This is a genomic window from Sinomonas gamaensis, assembly GCF_005876955.1.
Classification (GTDB): domain Bacteria; phylum Actinomycetota; class Actinomycetes; order Actinomycetales; family Micrococcaceae; genus Sinomonas; species Sinomonas gamaensis.
On record NZ_SSCL01000006.1, the window covers coordinates 15584 to 30944 of the forward strand.

The 15361-nt window shown below is 67.1% G+C and carries 16 protein-coding genes and 1 tRNA gene; 9 read left to right on the forward strand and 8 right to left on the reverse strand.

Annotation, left to right across the window (positions count from 1 at the left end; all coding sequences use genetic code 11):
* Positions 1-4: 4 nt before the first annotated feature.
* Genes E5679_RS09760 through E5679_RS09770 form a run of 3 tightly spaced genes read right to left on the reverse strand, consistent with a single transcriptional unit; the run spans position 5 to position 3597 of the window.
* Complete coding sequence (locus E5679_RS09760) at positions 5-1237, reverse strand: glycoside hydrolase family 1 protein (protein ID WP_138415278.1); 1233 nt, start codon at positions 1235-1237, stop codon at positions 5-7.
* A complete protein-coding gene (locus E5679_RS09765) occupies positions 1234-1977 on the reverse strand; it encodes an SDR family NAD(P)-dependent oxidoreductase (RefSeq protein WP_138415280.1) in 744 nt (247 codons plus the stop codon). Before E5679_RS09765 ends, E5679_RS09760 begins: the two co-directional genes overlap by 4 nt.
* Before the next feature lie 15 nt (positions 1978-1992).
* Positions 1993-3597, reverse strand: coding sequence for a hypothetical protein (locus E5679_RS09770; protein WP_138415282.1), 1605 nt, complete (start codon positions 3595-3597; stop codon positions 1993-1995).
* A 122-nt stretch (positions 3598-3719) separates the two neighbouring features.
* Between E5679_RS09770 and E5679_RS09775 the strand changes: the two genes are divergently transcribed.
* The 3 genes from E5679_RS09775 to E5679_RS09785 all read left to right on the forward strand — a co-directional run bounded on the left by E5679_RS09775 (position 3720) and on the right by E5679_RS09785 (position 6896).
* Entirely contained in the window at positions 3720-5009 is a 1290-nt protein-coding gene (locus E5679_RS09775) for a sensor histidine kinase (RefSeq protein ID WP_138415284.1), read from the forward strand.
* Positions 5006-5668, forward strand: coding sequence for a response regulator (locus tag E5679_RS09780; RefSeq protein WP_138415286.1), 663 nt, complete (start codon positions 5006-5008; stop codon positions 5666-5668). The genes E5679_RS09775 and E5679_RS09780 overlap by 4 nt, the downstream gene beginning before the upstream one ends.
* Positions 5669-5759: 91 nt before the next feature.
* Positions 5760-6896 carry a carboxylate-amine ligase gene (locus E5679_RS09785; protein WP_212746921.1) on the forward strand — a complete coding sequence of 379 codons (1137 nt, stop codon included), beginning with the start codon at positions 5760-5762 and terminating at the stop codon, positions 6894-6896.
* A gap of 50 nt (positions 6897-6946) precedes the next feature.
* On the opposite strand, the gene E5679_RS20815 is transcribed toward E5679_RS09785, so the two are convergent.
* The 4 genes from E5679_RS20815 to E5679_RS09800 all read right to left on the reverse strand — a co-directional run bounded on the left by E5679_RS20815 (position 6947) and on the right by E5679_RS09800 (position 8259).
* Entirely contained in the window at positions 6947-7183 is a 237-nt protein-coding gene (locus tag E5679_RS20815) for a hypothetical protein (RefSeq protein ID WP_171042321.1), read from the reverse strand.
* Between the two features lie 170 nt (positions 7184-7353).
* Positions 7354-7773 carry a hypothetical protein gene (locus E5679_RS09790; protein WP_138415288.1) on the reverse strand — a complete coding sequence of 140 codons (420 nt, stop codon included), beginning with the start codon at positions 7771-7773 and terminating at the stop codon, positions 7354-7356.
* A gap of 6 nt (positions 7774-7779) precedes the next feature.
* Positions 7780-7995, reverse strand: coding sequence for a hypothetical protein (locus E5679_RS09795; RefSeq protein ID WP_138415290.1), 216 nt, complete (start codon positions 7993-7995; stop codon positions 7780-7782).
* 69 nt (positions 7996-8064) lie between these two features.
* Complete coding sequence (locus E5679_RS09800; RefSeq protein WP_138415293.1) at positions 8065-8259, reverse strand: hypothetical protein; 195 nt, start codon at positions 8257-8259, stop codon at positions 8065-8067.
* Between the two features lie 535 nt (positions 8260-8794).
* On the opposite strand from E5679_RS09800, the gene E5679_RS09805 reads away from it, so the two are divergent.
* From E5679_RS09805 to E5679_RS09830, 6 genes are all read left to right on the forward strand, one after another.
* Positions 8795-9364, forward strand: a complete 570-nt coding sequence (locus E5679_RS09805) for a response regulator transcription factor (protein ID WP_249336052.1) — start codon at positions 8795-8797, stop codon at positions 9362-9364.
* A gap of 56 nt (positions 9365-9420) precedes the next feature.
* Positions 9421-9726 carry a hypothetical protein gene (locus E5679_RS09810; RefSeq protein ID WP_138415299.1) on the forward strand — a complete coding sequence of 102 codons (306 nt, stop codon included), beginning with the start codon at positions 9421-9423 and terminating at the stop codon, positions 9724-9726.
* An 86-nt stretch (positions 9727-9812) separates the two neighbouring features.
* On the forward strand, positions 9813-10307 hold the full coding sequence (locus E5679_RS09815; protein ID WP_249336075.1) for a TetR/AcrR family transcriptional regulator: 495 nt from the start codon (positions 9813-9815) through the stop codon (positions 10305-10307).
* Positions 10308-10388: 81 nt separating this feature from the next.
* Positions 10389-11441 carry a 3-oxoacyl-ACP synthase III gene (locus E5679_RS09820; RefSeq protein ID WP_138415301.1) on the forward strand — a complete coding sequence of 351 codons (1053 nt, stop codon included), beginning with the start codon at positions 10389-10391 and terminating at the stop codon, positions 11439-11441.
* The gene (locus E5679_RS09825) at positions 11435-14083 is read left to right on the forward strand and encodes an alpha/beta fold hydrolase (RefSeq protein WP_138415302.1); all 2649 of its coding nucleotides are present in this window, start codon (positions 11435-11437) and stop codon (positions 14081-14083) included. The genes E5679_RS09820 and E5679_RS09825 overlap by 7 nt, the downstream gene beginning before the upstream one ends.
* The gene (locus E5679_RS09830) at positions 14080-15048 is read left to right on the forward strand and encodes an NAD-dependent epimerase/dehydratase family protein (protein ID WP_138415303.1); all 969 of its coding nucleotides are present in this window, start codon (positions 14080-14082) and stop codon (positions 15046-15048) included. The genes E5679_RS09825 and E5679_RS09830 overlap by 4 nt, the downstream gene beginning before the upstream one ends.
* A gap of 68 nt (positions 15049-15116) precedes the next feature.
* On the opposite strand, the gene E5679_RS09835 is transcribed toward E5679_RS09830, so the two are convergent.
* Positions 15117-15203 (reverse strand) — tRNA-Ser (locus E5679_RS09835).
* Between the last annotated feature and the right edge of the window lie 158 nt (positions 15204-15361).

The window sequence follows — 15361 nt, forward strand, 5'->3', positions numbered from 1 at the left end:
CCTGCTAATGCCCGACGGCGGTCAGATCGCCGGCGCGGGCGACGGAACCGAGCCAGGCGAGGCTCGGCTTGGGGGTGCGGGCGAACGTGTCGCGGTCCACGCTGATGAGCCCGAAGGTCGGCTCCCAGTGGCCCCACTCGTAGTTGTCCAGAAGGCTCCAGTGCAGGTAGCCGCGGACGTCGATGCCGTCGTCGACCGCCTCCGAGACGTGCCGGAGGGCCTCGTCCGTGTAGGTGATCCGGCGGGCATCATCGCTGGTGGCGATGCCGTTCTCGGTGATGAGGATCGGGAGGCCGCCGGTGACCTCGGCCGTGTGCCGGAGGGCGATGCCGATCGCGTCCGGGCGATAGGCGGTGCCGACGAGCGTGTTGTCCGGGCTCTGCGGATGGGGCTCGATGCCCGCCTCGCTCACCCACTGGCTCGAGTACGACTGGACGCCCACGAAGTCGTCGCGGATCGAGCCTTGGAGGTAAAGGTCCTCCCAGACGTATTCGAGTTCGCGCTTCTTCGCCTCCGCTCCGGGGCGGGCCACGAAGGCGCGGTTCGCCACGGTCCAGCCGACCTTCGCATCCGTCCGCGCTCGGACGATCTCGCGGGCGGCGTGGTGCGCGTCGACGAGCCGCGCGCCGATCTCGGGGTCCGGGGGCGGGAGCTGCGGCCTGGGGTCCTGGTCCACGGTCGGGCTCTGCCACTGTTCCTGCGCCTGCTCTTCCGTCGCCTGGGGCGCGGCGGTCATCATGCGACGCATCGTGGTCATCATGGCGAGCATGTTCGGCTCGTTCATCGTCGCGACCCATTCCACGCCGCCCAGGATGGAGGTGGCCTCGGCGGCGTAGGCGGCGAAGCGCTCGACGGCCCGCTCGCCGAGCCAGCCGCCCTCCTCCGCGAACCAGCGGGGAGTCGTGAAGTGATGGAGCGTCACGACCGGGGTGAGGCCGAGTTCGAAGGCCGTCTCGATCATCCGGCGGTAGTGGGCCAGCTCGGCGCGGGAGAACCGACCGGGGAGCGGCTCGATGCGGGCCCACTCGATGCCGAAGCGGTACGAGTTCAGGCCCGCGTCGGCGAGGAGCGTCATGTCCTCCCGGTAGCGGTGGTAGCTGTCGATCGCGTCGCCGCTGGGCTCCATCCCGGGGACGGTCTGCTCCTGGACCCACCAGTCGCTGTTGAGGTTGTTGCCCTCGATCTGATGCGGGGCGGTGGAGGCTCCCCAGAGGAAGCCGGGCGGGAAGCTGTTCATGCGACGGACCAGCCTCCGTCGCTGGGCAGGATGGCGCCGTTGACGTTGAGGGAGTCGTCGCTCAGCAGCCAGGCGATGGCTGCGGCGAGCCGCTCGGCCTCCGCCACGGGGGAGCCGATGGCCTGCATGAGGGGGAAGACACGGCCGGCCGCGAAGTCGCTGCGGACCGTGGCCTCGATGTTGGTGGCCACCGCGCCCGGCGCCACGGCGTTGGCCCTGACGCCTTGGGGCCCGTACATGAAGGCCGTGTTCTTTGTGAGCCCGATGACTGCGTGCTTCGAGGCGGTGTAGGCGGCGCCCGCGGCCGACCCGCGCAGCCCGGCCTCCGAGGCGACATTGACGATCGAGCCGCCCCCGCCCGCGACGAGGAGCGGGAGCGCAGCGCGGGTCAGCCGCATGGGGGCCGTGACGTTGACGCGCAGCACGCGGTCCCAGGTGTCGTCGTCGACCTCGCCCAGAGGCAGGAAGCCGTCCATGATTCCGGCGACGTTGGCCGCTCCGTGGAGCTCGCCGTCGCACGCGGCAATGACGGCGTCGATCGTGCGGCTCTCGGCGACGTCGCCGGCCACGGTCCTCACGTCCGACTCCGGGAGCGACGCCTTCACCTCGTCGAGCCGCTCGGCCACGATGTCCGTGGCCACGACCCTCGCGCCTTCGTCGGCGAGTCTCACGGCGGTGGCGCGGCCAATTCCGGAGCCGGCGCCGGTGACAATGACGGTCTTTCCTTGAAAACGGTTCATTGTTGAATTCCTTCTTTATTCGACGAGGTCTTCGATATTGAGCTGGACTCCGCCGTAGCGTGCGAAGCCGTGGCTCTTCGGCTGGCCGTCCGTATCGCGGTCGAAGAGCAGGCGGGTTCCGTCCTGCCTGCCGGACCACGTGGCGCGAAGGCGCATTTCGCCCGGGTGTTCGCCCGTGAGTTCGAGGTCGGCCTGATAGACGGTGTCGCTGATGAAGGAGCTGCGCGTTTGTTCAAAGCCCGCGTAGAACGTTCGACCGTCGTCGCTGTAATCGACGTACGTGATTTTCGAGGAGGCTGCACGGCCGACGGAAAGGTCACCCGATTGACGTTCGAATTCGATGTGCCCCGAGTGCTGTCCGGCGATCCGTCCTCTGAAAAGCGGTTCGGAGGCCTTCCTCAGAGCTTGCTCCGCGGACGCTCCGCTGATGCTGTAGGGAGCGGACGACGGCGTTGGCCGGGTGGACACCGGTGCGGACGGTTCGTGGTCGAGCAGGTGGGCGACGCGGACCCGCATCTCTCGGTAAGTCCCGGGCTGCTCGCTGCCGCGCAGCACCTCGAGCCACATGGTCTTCCGGCCGGAGGGGTGCCACGACATCGGCGAGCAGTAGACCCAGGACTCATCCGGGTTGTTGAGCGGGATGCCCTCGTACCCTGGCTCGCTCATGGACTTCTCGATGTCGATGAGCACGGGGCCCACGTTGCCTTCGCGGAAGCTGCGGACGCCGCTGACGGTGTACGTGTAGACGGCCCACGCCAAGTCCATCCCCGCAAGAATCGCGTGGGGTCGCGGGACGAGCCCCAGGATCGCCGGGTTGGTGCGCTTTGAGGCGCGCGAGGTCATGACGAGCCCGAGGCGCTCGTCAGGGGAGAAGATCGTCGTCTCGTCGTAGCCGGGCGTCCTGGTAATGCGGACCAGCTCTTCCGACGCCAGATCCTGGACGACGGAATCCGGCAGGAAGCCGTCGGTGCCGCCGACCGCTGAGATTGCCGTGCCGCCGCGGACGAACTGCTTGACCTCGCCGCCCCTGACCGGCTGCGGGAGGAAATATCCGTCTCGTTCAGGGTCTGGGATGAGCGCATCGACGGTGCTGATGATGCTGGGGTCTTCGATCGTGTAGCGGTCCTCGGCGCGGCTCAGCCTGCCGAGGCCCACGATGGCGCCGAAGTCGTTCCGCAGAGTCGTCCACGAGATGTGCTCGTTGTCGGGCGAGATGATGATCTCGGACCAGTGGTGCGAGGTCAGAGGGTCTTCCTCGAGCCCCCACGGGTACTCGACGGGGACGAGCCCGGCTTCGGTGCAGCTATCCAGATCCGGGGTGCATTCCAGCACGTAGTCGCCCAGGAGCAGGCGCCGGTTGTCGGCAAACGGCATGTGCCGGATGCCGTTGGCCTTCGCATGCTGGGGGATGCGGCCGGAGAAGATCGTGCGGAAGTTGGCGCCGTCGTCATCGACCACCGCCACGTGATACCAATCCTCTCCGAAAGGGTCCTCGTCTTTGCGGTAGAGGACGCACACCTTTCCGGAGTACGTATAGGTGGCGCTGGGGTCCCTCACATCATCGGGGAGCGGGACGTCGGTGATGTCGATCCGGCCAAAGTCGTCGGTGGTGATCTGCATGACGACAAGAGTCCCGCGTCCGTTTCAAGCGCACATCCGGCCAGCAGAGTGACTCGTGATCCGCGGATGCAGTAGGCCGAATACTGCAGTTGCAGTAGATTCACGGTCTTGGCAGACAGCACGTGAATTCGTGGAATAACCTCGAAGAGGGCTGGCAGCTCGGGGAATTTCCGGTGGCCCGCAGCACCGATCAGGAGGAGGCGATGACGCCTATGTCACATCACCTTCGACTGGTGCGCCCTGCCCCGAGAGCCCATCCTGACCTGCCCGGAGCCTTGGCCACGAGGACGTGGGAGCTGGCACTCGATGGGGTCGCCGCCCTGATGGTGATCATTGAGCTGTATCGCGAGCTGACCCTGGGCTTTTCGGCCTTCGGACTTGCAAGGTTGGCGGTTGCCGCGGTGTGCGTGGGGTTGCGGCGCAAGTTCCCCATGACTGCGACCACCGTCGCCGCCGTCGCGGGCTCGGCGATCGCCCTCGACAGGGGCTACAACCTCACTGTGTGGACCCTCGTCCAAATCTGCCTTTTCTCCGTGCCGCTGCGGCGGTCGAGGAGGGCATCGCTCGTCCTCGGCGTCGTTGTCTGCCTCCCGCAGTACATCTTCACGATGGCCGTCCTCAATGTGGGTCCCCTCGAGCCCACAGCCTTGATCTCGCCGCTGTGGACGGCCGCCGTCCTCGGAATTGGCCTATCCCTACGCAGCCACCAGAATTACATTTCCGCCCTCAACAAGAGTGCTCAAGCCGCCCTTGACGCCCGCGAAAGCGACATCATGCATCGAGTGGCAGAAGAAAGGCTGCGCATCGCGCGGGACCTTCATGACGCCGTCGCCCATAATGTGGCCGTCATTAATGTGCACGCCGGCGCATTGGAACGGATTCTTCCCGCGCCCACCTCCGCCGTTCAAACCTCCCTCACCGAAATCCGGAATGCCTGCGGCAATGTCCTGACAGAGATGCAGGACATTCTTACGGTCCTCCGTTGCACGGACGACGAGCCCGCGCGCACCCCCACCAACGCAGTCTCAGTTCCTGCGCTCATCGATTCGTTCCGGGGGCTGGGAATGGAACTCGACGCGGATATCGACCTCCAGCAGCCGCTCGGCGCGGCGTCTGACGCGGCGCTCTATCGGATTGTCCAAGAAGGCCTGACAAATGCTCATCGCTATGGAACCGGTGCGGCGACTCTGCACGTGTATAGGAGCGGCGACCAGCTCAGAATCGACATCGACAATGCTGTGGCCGATGGCGGCAGCGGCCGCGACAGCGGCGGATTCGGACTGATCGGCATGCGGGAGCGCACTGCCGCGGCCGGGGGCTCCTTCGAAGCCGAGAAGCATGGGCAGACCTTTGTGCTGCGCGCGGCCCTGCCCTTGGCGGTGGCCGCGCCGACGGAACAGGCGGGGAGATGATCACCGTCCTCCTGGTCGACGACCAGCCCGCCATCCGCGTGGGCCTTCGCGCCATTCTGGAATCCGCGGGGTTTCGCGTCGGTCCCGAAGCCGGCAACGGCAGGGAAGCCCTGGTGGTGGCTCAGCAGGTTCGGCCCGATGTCATCCTCATGGACCTCCGGATGCCCGGGACCGACGGCCCCACGGGGGTGCGGCTCATTCGCGCCCAGCCAGAGCTGGAGAGCACGAGGATCATTGTCCTGACGACGTTCGACGAGGATCCGGACGTGCTCGAAGCCCTCCACGCGGGGGCGGACGGCTTCCTGAGCAAGAGTGCTGGGCCAGATGAGATCATCGACGCGGTGCGCAAGGCTTCGCTCGGCGAGGTGGCCTTGTCCCAGACCGCACAGAAGGCGGTGCTCCGTCACCTGCTCACGAAGTCGAGGGCCGTTCCGACCGCCCAAGACTCGGCCTTGGCGGCAGCCCTCACGGCTCGGGAACGGGACATCGTCATTGCCGCCGCGGAGGGGATGGACAATGAGGCGATTGCCGCCGCTTTCTTCATTTCGCCGCTCACCGTGAAGACGCATATCAATCGGGCGATGATCAAGCTGAATTCGAGGGACCGAGGCCAGCTGGTCGCCGCCGCCTATCGCATTGGGCTGATGACTAAGAACTGAACGCGCCCGGGTGGTTCGAGAGACGGCAAGCGGGTAACCGCGTAATACCGGTCGCCCCGCACCAGCGACCCGGGCGAAAGGACCTTCCGCCATGGCCAATTTGAGGAGCGTGGGAGTCGAAGAAGAACTCCTGCTTTTCGATTCCGCGTCCGGAACTCCCGCAGCGGCGGGCGAGCAGGTACTGATGGCGTGGAATTCCGCGACGGCCTCGCGCACCGGCTTTCGGTCGGGCGAGCCGCGCCTCGTGGCAGAGGTGAAGCAGGAGCAGATCGAACTCGTGGGGCCACCCTTGGTCCGCCACGAGGACGTCGAAGCCGCGATCCGCCTGGGCCGCCGACGGCTGGACGAAGCCGCCCTCGCGGTGGGGGTCCGCGCTGTGCCGCTGGCAACGTCGCCGGTGCCGGTCCGCCCCCACCTGACGGAGAGCGTCCGCTACGGACGCATGGCCGAGCGCTTCGCCGTGACGCTCGAGCAGCAGCTCACCTGCGGGTTCCACATTCACGTTGCCGTCGCCGGGCCCGACGAAGGCGTCGCCGTGCTCGACAGGATCCGGGCTTGGCTTCCCATGCTCCTGGCGCTGAGCGCCAATTCGCCGTTCTGGGGCGGGCGGGACACGGGCTTCAGCAGCTACCGCTATCAGGCTTGGAGCCGCTGGCCGACCTCGGGGCCAAGCCCCGTCTTCGGCCACGCTGAGGTCTACCGCGAGAGGGTCGCGGCGATGCTCACGTCAGGTGTTCTGCTCGACGCCGGCATGATCTACTTCGACGCGCGCCTCTCCGACGCCCATCCAACGGTCGAGGTACGCATCGCCGACGTCTGCCAGGACCCCGCACACGCCGCCATGCTCGCGGTGCTCACCAGGGCACTGGTCGAGACTGCGGCCCGCCAATGGCAGGCCGGTCTAGCGCCCGACGACGTCCCCGCCGAGCTGCTGCGGCTGTGGACGTGGCAGGCGAGCAGGTTTGGGGTGGAAGGCGAACTCGTCGACCCGACCACCCGCACCCCGCGTCCAGCGGGCGACGCGTTGGCGGGCCTTCTTTCCTTCGTGGGTCCCGTACTCGAGGAAGCGGGCGAACTCACATCGGTGGAGGACACCGTCGCCTCGATCCTGCGGGACGGCACGGGCGCGCGCCGGCAGCGCCTGGCCCGCGCCCTCCATGGGAGTCCGGAAGGTGCCGTGCGAGACGCAATGCGACAGCCGCCGTCGACCGCTCGCTTGGGGGCGTGAGCGGTCGACGGCGGTGGTCTGCGGTCTGGCGGTCGTGGGGGTGTGCTGGGCTAGCCGCTCCAGACGTCACCGGCCAGGAGGCGGGCCGCCTCGGCGCGGGCCTCCCGGTCGCTGAGTCCTGCCTCTCTGAGGTCCCCCAGGAGGCGCTGACGCATCCGCAAGGACGTGGGCTCCTGCTGGTCAGCGGGAGGCGGGTACGACTCATGGTCATCTGAGAGGCGCAACGGCGAGAGTGTCGAATGGCCTCGGACTGTTACTCGGGTGGGAAGCTTGGCGCGGGGGCGCATGGATTGCCGCCTGTTCTGTCCCTAGCCGGACTATTGGGACCTTTTGCTCTGGTGCGCAGAGATCCTCGCTGCTCGAGATCTGGTGCTGCCCCTCATTGTCCGCCAGAATGGCGAGATTGGGGAGGGGTTCTGTGAGTTTGCTTGGGGATTGAAGGAAATTTCTTCGAGCCTTACGGTCCTTGATAACCCACGTCCAAGAGCCGGAAGATCTGGCCTCCCGGCGCCGAGAAATACGCGTGCGGGCTGCCAGGGTGAGTGAATTCGGGGACGCGCGCCTCGCGCAGCCGCTGCTGGAGCCCGGACACGTCGGCCGTGCGGAACTCGATCCAGGCTCCGCGGAAAGCCGTAGCATCAGTGAGCCCGCCGCTCGGCCCGGTAGGGGCCAGATCCGAGAATTCCACGCTGAAGGCACTCCCGTCGGGGAACTTCACCAGCAGAATTGGAAACTGCAGCCCGAAGTCGCGCTCGACCGTCTCGCACCCAAGGACGTCCTGGAAGAGCTCGGTGAAGGCAGCGCGATGCTCGGGCGCCACGAAAAGGTGCACCCGCGCACCGAGCCCAATGAGCCCGCCGTGTGGATCTGCGGCCATGACCGGCTACTTGTGTTCCGGTCCCCAGTGGGCTGTTCTGCGCTCGCCGTTCTCCGCGGAGCGAAGTTCGGCCCATTCGAATGCCGGATTCGCGTGCCTGCGCTCGCTGACCCACTGCGCGGTCCGCTGCTCGGCGGCTTCCCAGTCGGCGGCCTCGAAGATTTCCTCGCAGGTCTCGTCCGGTTCGCCGTGCTCTTTCACGAAGATGTTGAAAGTCCCCATGCGTCCATCGTGCGGCATGCCCCGCGAAAGCGGCAGGGGCGGAGGCCGAAGTTCCTCCGCGGCGGGTGGCTATGCTCCAGAAGTCCTCTCGCCGAGCCGCCATGCGGCGAACACCGATCCGTTCGAGGGCCCCCGGAGTTCGGCCCAGTCCAGGGCGACTTCAGGATTGTCTTCGCTGTAGCTGTTGATGACTTCGCTGGCCATTTCGATGCCCTCCCTTGCAGTCTCTGCACTCACCTGGGCCAGGCACAGTGGCTGTGCCACGCCTGACGCCTTCACGAAAACATCGAACCCCGCCATGAGAAGAGCATCCTTCCTGCAGTTGTGGGGTGGCAACTCTCAGTTATGCGGGGAACCAGACGAGCCGTGCCATTTCAGCCTGCGCCTGTGGAGCTCGGAGACAATCGCCCGCTCATGTCGAGCCAACGCCGCTCCGCCGCTCCCAGACTCACCTCTGACCTGCCGCATGCGGTCCTCGACCTCGGCCAGCCGCATGATCAGCTCGGGCACGGTCGCGCTGCCTAGATCGTCGGTCTCTCTGCTGACGTCGCCTGCGTTCCAGCCCATGGCGCCTCGCTCTTCTGGTCTCGCCGGCCCGTCTGCTGGCCGAATCCGCCAAGTACGATCCGAGCCGACACCATGGACCCTAATCGCCGGCAAGGCGTCCGTATTCACCCCTATGGGTGTATCCCGTGTCCCGGCGTGATGGGAGTATCGAGCTATGCGGATTGCTCTCGTGAACGACTATGAGGTCGTCGTGCGGGGGATTGCCGCCATGCTCCGCTCTTATCAGGACCAAGTGGAGATCGTGGAACTCGACCTGAATTCTTCTGTCGGAGACCCGGTCGACATCACCCTTTACGACACCTTCGCTGCAACTCAGGGTGACCGGGAGGCCGTGCACAGGCTGTCGCTGAATCCGCTGGCCGGGAAGGTGGTGGTCTACTCCTGGAATCTCGATCCTCAGCTGCAAGCGGCAGCCATCGCGAACGGCGCCAGTGCTTGCCTCTCGAAATCGCTGCCCGCCCACGAGTTGGTCGAGGCGCTGCAGGCAGTGCACAGCGGCCGAGAGTGGCGAGATCCTGAGCGGAGGGGGTCGGCGACGGTCGTCGGAGGCGACTGGCCGGGCAGGGAAGAGGGCCTTACTCAGCGGGAGGCCGAAATCCTGGCCTTGATCACTCAAGGCCTGAACAACATGGAGATCGCGGAACGCACACGGCTCTCCCCGAATTCGGTGAAGACGTACATTCGCAGCTGCTACCGGCGTATCGGGACGGCGAACCGGTCAAAAGCCATCCTCTGGGGCGTTGAGCATGGGTTCCGCCCCGATCGGGAACGGGTCCCGCCCCACACCGCCAGCGGCTTCTAGCAGCCGGGCCTTCGCGAGGTCTTTCCCGTGTCGGTGTGTGCTGCCATCCTCCTCGTGTGAGCGGACTGAACCAGCAGGGCGAAGCGGAGCCGGATCCGATTGTGGTGCCACCGGAGGAGATTGATCGCGAGCCGATCACTCAGGCGCACAAGGCGTTGCCCGTATGGGTGCGGCTGACCTTCGACGACGGCCGCCCCGAGCGCACCGAGAAGGGCTTCGCGAAGGCCTGGACCGAGCATTTCGTCTTGGTGCAGGTGCTGTGGACCATCGCCTACTACAGAGGAGCCCGTGAATTCTGGGTTGAAGCATCCAGCGTGAAGCGCCGAGTCATCGAGCCGGCGTGGCTGGGGCGTTCGGCCTGAGTGCCTCCCGGAGGACAGGGCGTTCTGTCTACTCAAAAGTAGTAAGGATTCTCGCGGCTGCCTACGATCTGTTTGCGCGGCGCGGTATCCGAAACGTCGGAGTCGATGAGCTGATCCAGACGTCCGGAGTGGCGAAGGCCACCTTCTACAAGCACTTCCCCAGCAAGGATGATGTGGTGCTGGCCTACCTCCAGCTCTGGTTCGAGGAACGGAGCGCTGCCATCGACCGGGCAGTGGGCCGATACGGCAACCACGATGGGGGAGCGGTCCTCACCATCTTCGATGTCTTCGACGACTGGTTCCGCCAAGGAGCCGTCCAAGTCAGCTCCTTCCTTCACGTCATGATGGAGATGGGCCCCGGACACCCGCTGGGCAAGGCGAGCATCGGCTATCTGGAACAGACACGACGTCAGGTGGCTGACCTCGCAGAGTCTGCGGGACTCGCAGAGCCAGACGAGTTCGCATGGTCTATCCACATTCTCGTCAAGGGCGCGATCGTCGCGGATGCCGAAGGCGATACGCGGGCCGCCCAGAGGGCCCGGCGCATGGCCCGAATTCTGATGGACCACCACCGGCAGTAACGGGAGGTCCCGGAAGGGGCAGAGGCCAGCTGACGCCCCGTGAGTGCCAGAGCCGGTTATCTGGGTAAAGTCTCCGCAGGAATGCGGCACGGCGACGAACAGGGGCTCCACTTGGCAGGGAACGCGACCTTCCGGCACACCAACACCGCGCTGCTATCGGTGAGCAGTGTCGAGGCTCCGAGGATCGTGAGTTCCAGGGACTTCGATCAGAGGTTGGCCTCCACGCTCAAACGGCTCAAGTTCCCGCCCCGTCTGCTTGAGCGAGTCGCCGGCATCACGCACCGCCGCTGGTGGGACGTGGGGACCTCGTTCGATGATGCCGCAGTCGAGGCTGGCGCGAAGGCGATGGCCGAGGCCGGCGTCGAAGCGGCCGACATCGGCCTGCTGATCAACACCTCGGTCACGCGGCGCAACCTCGAACCGTCCGTAGCGGTGAAGATCCACCACAGGCTGGGGCTTACGTCGTCGGCCATGAACTTCGATCTCGCCAACGCCTGCCTCGGCTTCGTCAACGGCTTGATCATGGCTGCGACCATGATCGACTCCGGGCAGATCAAGTACGCCGTGATCGTCAACGGCGAGGACGCTCAGGCCACGCAGGAAGCCACGCTGGCCCGACTCCAGCGGCCCGAGACCACGCGTGAAGACTTTGCCCGCGAATTCGCGACGCTCACCCTCGGATCCGGTGCCGCGGCCGCAGTTCTGGGACCCGCGGACGCACACCCTGGAGGGCACCGGCTTATCGGGGGCGTGATGCGTGCCGGCACGGAGCACCACGAATTGTGTGTGGGAGGCATCGACGGCATGGCCACCGATGCGAAGGGCCTGCTCGACGGCGGCCTTCAACTCGTGGTCGCTGCCTGGCACGAAGCCCAGCCGGAGTGGGATTGGGCCACCATGGACCGGTACGTGACGCATCAGGTCAGCAACGCCCACACCCAGGCGATCATCAAGGCCATTGATCTCGATCCGACCAGGGTGCCCATCACGTTCCCCTATTGGGGCAACGTGGGGCCCGCCTCGCTCCCCATGACGCTGGCGGCCGAGGCGCAGTCGCTCACCTCTGGGGACCGGGTCCTCTGCATGGGCGTTGGCTCCGGTCTGAACACGGGCATGGTGGAAATCGTTTGGTAGCCACCACCTGGCCGGGGCTCGATGCTGAATGGTCTCGGACAATCCTCGTCAAATCCACATCGGCGGTCGACGCCCCCGGAAGGGCGCGCCGCTGGCATGTGCTGGACAACGCCGCCCAACTCTCCCGCCGTGGCCTGACTCCGCGCGGGACCCTCCTGTGCGTCCACGGCAACCCCACCTGGTCCTATCTGTGGCGCTCGCTGGTGGCTGCCGGATCCGACCCTGCGCATCCGTGGCGCGTCGTCGCGATGGACCAACTGGACATGGGCTACTCCGAGCGGACCGGCACGTTTCGGCGTCTAGCGGACCGGATCAATGACCTCGGCGACTTGACCGACGCCCTGGGCCTCGAGGGTCCGGTCTTCACCGTGGGGCACGACTGGGGCGGGGCGATCAGCCTCGGCTGGGCCCTGGCGCACCCGCAGCTCCTCGCCGGGGTGGTGCTGACCAACACCGCCGTCCACCAGCCTTCCGGTTCGAAGATCCCGCCTGCACTGCAGCTCGCGCTGCATCCCGCCGTGCATGGCTGGGGTACGACGACGTCGGACGCCTTCGTGCGGGTAACCCTCGCCTTGGCGAGGCCTCCACTGCCTGCCGACATCCGACGCGCCTACATGGCCCCGTACCGCGGGGCACGCCGTCGGGACGGCGTGGGGAATTTTGTTGCCGATATTCCGGTGGACGCGTCCGATCCGAGCTTCCCGGCACTCGAGGGCGTCGCCGAAGGATTGCGCGGATTGGCGGTGCCGGCGCTGATGCTGTGGGGTCCCCGCGACCCCATCTTTTCGGATCGGTATCTCAAGGACCTCATCGGCCGGCTTCCGCAGGCGGACGTACACCGCTTCGAAGGCGCAGGACATCTCCTGGCAGAGGACCGAGACATCGCAGAGCCGATCTTCCAGTGGCTCGCCGCGCACACCGGTCCTGACGGGCCCCGGGCGGGCAATCCGACCGATTCCGGGGAATTCCGGCCGCTTTGGTCCCTGCTCGCCGAGCAGGCGGCAGGGCCTTCCGGCGGAGAAACGGCCGTCACGGAAATGGCGCCTGACGGCGCCCCCGCCCGCTCGCTCAGCTGGCGGCAGCTGGAACGGAGCATTCTGGACCTGGCCGCGGGACTGCGGGACCTTGGGGTTGGCAAAGGCACGCGCGTGAGTCTCATGGTTCCGCCCGGAGTGGACCTGACCGTCGCCCTCTATGCCTGCCTCCGGCTCGGCGCGGTGGTCGTCGTGGCGGACGCCGGGCTAGGAACCCGAGGCTTGAGCCGCGCCGTCAAGGGGGCAACGGCTGATTTCATCATAGGAATCGAGAAGGCGCTGGCTGCGGCCCGGGTGTTCGGCTGGCCGGGGCGGCGGATCAGCGTCGGGGACCTCCCGCAAGCTTCTCGCCGGGTCCTTGGCGTTGAAACCTCCCTCGCAGCTCTGGCGAAGTCCGGGACTGGACGCGATTCAGGGCGGATGCCGGACGTCGAGCCGACTGCCGCCGCCGCCGTCCTGTTCACCTCCGGTTCCACCGGTCCCGCAAAAGGCGTGCTGTATACCCATGAGCGACTGGCCGCGATGCGCGAAACCGTGGCCAAGACCTTCGGGATCCGTCCCGGCGCCCGTCTGGTCGCTGGCTTCGCCCCGTTCGCCCTGCTGGGACCCGCGCTCGGGGCGGTCTCGGTGACGCCGGCCATGGACGTCACCGCGCCCCGGACCTTGACGGCCCGCGCGCTCGCGGACGCCGCGGCGGCGATCGACGCGACCGTGGTCTTCGCCTCGCCTGCGGCGCTGCGCAACGTCGTCGCCACTCTGGGCGGCATCGAGGAGGCAGGGCATCAAGCCTTAGAACGGGTACAGCTACTGCTCTCTGCAGGGGCGCCCGTCCCAGAACCCCTTCTGGTGGAGGTGCAGCGCCTGCTGCCGCGGGCCTCCCTGCACACCCCTTACGGGATGACCGAGGCGCTGCCCGTTACTGACATCAGCCTCGAGCAGATCCAGGCGGCCGAGGCAGCAGCCGCTGCGGGCACCGTGGAAGGAGCCGGCAACGGCGTGTGCGTGGGGTGGCCGGTGCACGGGGCTCACGTCGCCGTCATCCCCTTGGCGCCGGACGGCACCGCACCCGGGTCCGATCCCGTCACGGAGGCCGGCATGACCGGGGAGATCCTGGTCAGCGCCCCGCACGTCAAGGAAGCCTACGACAGGCTCTGGCTGACGCAGCGGGAGAGCGCCGATCTGCCCGGATGGCATCGCACCGGGGACGTCGGGCACTTCGACGCGGCCGGCCGGCTTTGGGTAGAGGGGCGCCTTGCCCATGTGGTCACGGCGCCCGGTGGAGTCGTGACGCCCGTGGGCGCTGAACAAGCCATCGAACGTGTGGACGACGTCCGGCTCGCCGCGATAGTGGGCGTGGGGCCAGCGGGGACGCAAGCCGTTGTCGCCGTCGTCGAGACTGTGCCCCCGGCGCGGACGCCGGGCCCGGCTGCTCCCGAGCTCGCGGCGCGCGTCCGCAAGGCGGCTCAAGAAGCCGGGGTGAAGGTCTCAGCCGTGCTCGTCGTCCCTGCCCAGCCCACGGACATCCGCCACAACGCCAAGATCGACAGGACGCGTCTGGCATGTTGGGCCGAACGGGTCCTTGCTGGCGGCCGTCGGGGAAAGCCATGAAAGTGCTCGTCACGGGCGCGAGCGGGCTGCTGGGCCGGGCGGTCGCCAGGCTTCTGGTCCGCCAGGGTCACGAGGTGACCACTTTCCAGCGCCGCCCGTCAGGAGTTGACGGCGCTACGGACGTCCGCGGGTCGGTTACCGACGAGGATGCCCTCCGGGCGGCAGTGCAGGGAGCAGAAGGCGTCATCCACTTGGCTGCGAAGGTCTCCTTCACAGGCCGTGCCGCCGAGTTCTACGAGGTGAATGTCGAAGGGACACGCCGTCTGCTCCGCGTCGCCCGGGACGCCGGGGTGCGGGACTTCGTGTTTGTCTCCTCCCCGTCCGCCGCCAACTCGGGGGCCGCCATCGCAGGGCTGGGCGCGGAGCCGGCAGCCCCCCAGCGCGCGCACGGCGACTACTCCCGCACCAAAGCGGAGGCTGAGTTGCTCGCTCTGGCCGAGGACGATCCCGGATTCCGGGTCGCGGCGGTACGTCCCCATATTGTCTGGGGTCCCGGCGACACCCAACTGGTGGAACGGGTCCTGCAGCGCGCCAAGCGGAGGCGCCTGCCCCTGCTCGACACGGGTGCAGCCCTGATCGATACCACCTACGTGGACAACGCCGCCTCCGCCATCGTCGCCGCCCTGCACCGTATGGAACACATCCATGGCAAGGCTCTGGTCGTGACCAACGGCGAGCCCCGCCCGATTGGCGAGCTGCTCGCGGGCATCTGCGCTGCCGGGGGCGTCCCCGCGCCGTCCTGGGCTGTTCCGGGCGGAGTGGCGCGCGCGGCGGGCACGGTGGTGGAGAAGCTCTGGACCTGGGCCGGGCGGAAGGAGGAACCGCCGATGACGAGGTTCCTCGCCGAGCAGCTCTCCACCGCCCATTGGTTCGACCAGCGCGAGACCCGCAAACTCCTGGACTGGACTCCGGAGGTGTCGCTCGATGAGGGACTCGCGAGGCTCGCCGAGCATTACCGGTCCTGACCCACCGGGCGCTTCATGGGACGACGAAGGCCCCGAGATCCGTGGGATCTCGGGGCCTTCATGCTGGGCGGTGGTGGAGGGATTTGAACCCCCGTTGGCTTTTACACCAAACATCATTTCGAGTGATGCACCTTCGGCCGCTCGGACACACCACCAGCAGGCATCTACTTTACCGGGCGGGCGCCTCGTGTCCAAACCGGGCGCTGGGCAGCCCGCTTGGAAGCCGCGGGCGACGGGTATGACAACCTTGGGGCCCAGCGCACAGAGGACTCGGAGGAGGAACGATGGAGCTGGATCTACGCGTCTCAGAGCC